Here is a 1632-nt window from a genome sequence, read left to right on the forward strand (position 1 = left end):
GATGTCTGCTTCATCTTCGCTCCTCAGGGGCTACGATGAACCAGCCATCCTCCGTTCGTGAAGACCCTCAATCTGTCCCACAGGTGCTGACGTCGGACAGTGTCGGAGTTCAAGAACGTCATCGGCCGCGCCGGCCGCGCCTATATCGATGTCGAAGGCCTTGTCCTCTATCCCATTTTTGAGGACACAAAGAATAAGAAGCACGACGAGTGGGTGGGCCTGATCGAGGATCTCGGCGCCCGCGAGATGGAGAGCGGGCTCGTCCAGCTCATCTTCTCGCTGCTCACACGGATGCACAGGCGACTTGGCGGCAACCTCGACCAGCTCATCGACTATGTCGTCAACAATGCGGCAGCATGGACCTTCCCGGAAGTCGCTGGCGAAAAGGCAGACAAGCGTGAGCGAGCGCTGAACGAGTGGGAGCGCCATATGGCGACGCTCGACACCGCCATTCTCAGCCTTATCGGCGAGGCCGACGTGCCTGATGATCAGATCGAGGCCGCGCTCGATACGATCCTTCAGTCTTCGCTCTGGCAGCGGCGCTTGCTGCGCGTGGACGACGCATCGCGCGCCGCCTACCGCGCCACGCTCCTCACGCGAAGCCGATACATCTGGGCAAATTCCACGGCCGCAACGCGGCGCGGCTACTTCCTGGCCGGTCTCGGTCTCGAAGCCGGGCACGCTCTCGACGCCATCGTGCCCGAGGCCAACTTGCTTCTCATCCAGGCGAACGCAGCCTTGATGCTGTCCGACCATGAAGCCGCGATCGCGGCCATCACCGGGATTGCGGAACGGGTCTTCGCCTTCTACCCATTTGAACCCGATCCATTCCCTGCCAACTGGCGTGACATTTTGCGCTGCTGGCTGCTCGGCCAACGCCTCGCCGGGGCGGTCGGCGGCCAGGAAGCCGAGACGTTGCAATTTATCGAGGGCGGTTTGGTCTATCGCCTGCCTTGGGCCATGGAGGCGTTGCGAGTCCGTGCTGCCGCCAACGGCGATGTCGTTGGTGTGTTCGGCCTGGCGCTGGCGGATCATGAACTCGGCCTCGCCGTTCCGGCCGTCGAAACGGGGACGATGAACCGCTCCGCTTCCATCCTGATACAGGCCGGCTTCAACTCGCGGCTTGCGGCCATCAAGGTCGTTGCCGACACCGGCGCCACATTTACGACCGGCGCGGAATTGCGCGCTTGGCTTCGCGGCATGGTCGGCCCAACCAGAGTGGCCCACCTCCGCGACCCGCGGCATGTGGCTCGAATTCATCCAGGAATTCGCGCCGTCCGACAACCGGACCTGGGCGCGGCGAGACTATCTTGGGAACGTGGAGTGGTTCGCCCCCCTCGCACCACCGGGAACGCCTGTTAGCCTCTATCATCGAAATGGGCAGCCGCTGGTGCTAGCGCCCGATGGGCATCCGATCGGCCTGCTGCAGCACCCGCTCAATCCAAATAGGCGCGGCCTTGTGCGAGCGAATGTTGCTCAGAATATCGCTCAGCTCGATCTGAGCTATCTCGGTCCTGACGACTTGTGGGGGGCCTAGGGTCTGTCGTCGCCTGAACGGATTGGTTTGGCTTTCGTTTTCGTCTCTCTGATGCAGGAGGGACGATGCTGAGCGACGCGCAGTGGTCTGAACTG

The 1632-nt window shown here is 62.6% G+C and carries 2 protein-coding genes; one reads left to right on the forward strand and one right to left on the reverse strand.

Features of this window, described 5'->3' with window-relative positions:
• Nucleotides 1-99 precede the first annotated feature (99 nt).
• Nucleotides 100-1362, forward strand: coding sequence for a hypothetical protein (locus ASG51_RS17375; RefSeq protein WP_244480180.1), 1263 nt, complete (start codon nt 100-102; stop codon nt 1360-1362).
• Between the two features lie 31 nt (nt 1363-1393).
• Here the strand turns inward: ASG51_RS17375 and ASG51_RS25190 are convergent.
• A partial coding sequence (locus tag ASG51_RS25190; RefSeq protein WP_244480181.1) for a hypothetical protein occupies nt 1394-1632 on the reverse strand: 239 nt, incomplete at its 5' end.

It is taken from the genome of Methylobacterium sp. Leaf465 (assembly GCF_001424705.1).
Lineage (GTDB): Bacteria > Pseudomonadota > Alphaproteobacteria > Rhizobiales > Beijerinckiaceae > Methylobacterium.